We start from the raw sequence: 1154 nt of genomic DNA, 5'->3' as shown, positions 1-1154 counted from the left end.
GCCGGGTTTCATGCGGGTGTATCAGCCCCACCTGCGCTACTATCTGGTGAACGAGTCAGCCTTCAGCGAAGAAGAGTTGGCAGAGCGGGATACGCCGCTGAGTTGAGTGGGATTTTCGAGGTGGAGAAGGCGTCGAAGGATGTGGATGCCTTGCAGGGAGCCGTGCAGCGTCTAGCGTCGCGCATCCGGGCTCACCCGGAGAAGGCGCGCCTGGACGAGGTGATTACCCGCTGGCTCAAGCGTCACCTCAAGCGGCTGGGCGCCGAGGCAGAGAAGGCGCTGGAACAGGTCAACAGTTTGGTGGAGGACAATGCGATGCTGGCGGAGAATCTTCAGACTTGGGCAGAAAGGGAGCGCCAGAAGGGCGAGGCGGTCGGCTTGCAGAAGGGGGAACAGATCGGCTTGCAGAGGGGTCGGCAGGAAAATGCCCGTGAAACAGCCATCAACCTGCTTGCGCTAGGCCTACTCGATGACCATCAGATCGCCCAGACCACGGGCCTGCCCCTGGACGAGGTGAAGGCCCTGCGATCAGATCAGCCTCACTGAGGGGTGAAGTAAGTCAGGGTAAGAGACAGACCCCAGGCTCTTGGAGATCGCTGCCCCAAAAAAGGAAAGACCCCACCACACTCCATGTGGAGGGGTCCAGTGTCGCGCGGCAATGATCCATCCACTGGGCCTTCCGTGATTGACTGCCTTTCATCCCTGACTGCCTTCAATGGCGACACAAGGCATTTTCCACAATCCTGGAAAGGTTACAACTCCAATCATTGAAAATGTGAATCAGTTCAACCTGCCGGCAGGTTATCGCCACGGAGGGGATCGGCCGGGCTCGGGGCGAATATGGCACACTATGGCCCGATCTCCTGCCAGGACGCCGCATGAGCAACCATCACGACACGGGCTACAAGGAACTGTTCAGCTACCCCGAGTTCGTTCAGCAACTGATCGAAGACTTCGCGCCCAGCGGGATCGCCGGGCTGATGGACTTCTCCACGCTCAAGAATCACAGCGGCCACTACATCACGCCGCTGTTCGAGGAGAAGATCGAGGACGTGGTGTGGTCGGTGGAGGTCACCTGGGATGGCGTGACTCAGCGGGTGTTCCTGTACATCCTGCTGGAGTTCCAGTCCGCGGTGGACCGCACCATGCCGATC

General features: G+C 59.6%; 2 protein-coding genes. Both read left to right on the top strand.

All coding sequences use genetic code 11. The features are described 5' to 3' along the window. The first annotated feature begins 102 nt into the window (after positions 1-102). A complete protein-coding gene (locus LPW29_RS15165; RefSeq protein WP_238628709.1) occupies positions 103-546 on the top strand; it encodes a hypothetical protein in 444 nt (147 codons plus the stop codon). 332 nt (positions 547-878) lie between these two features. Further along, the coding region (locus LPW29_RS15160) for an Rpn family recombination-promoting nuclease/putative transposase (protein WP_238628708.1) at positions 879-1154 on the top strand (276 nt) is incomplete at its 3' end.

This window comes from Ectothiorhodospira sp. 9100 (assembly GCF_022227565.1).
GTDB lineage: Bacteria > Pseudomonadota > Gammaproteobacteria > Ectothiorhodospirales > Ectothiorhodospiraceae > Ectothiorhodospira > Ectothiorhodospira marina.
The sequence above is the reverse complement of the archived record's forward strand: the minus strand, read 5'-3'. Positions and strand labels throughout refer to the sequence as shown.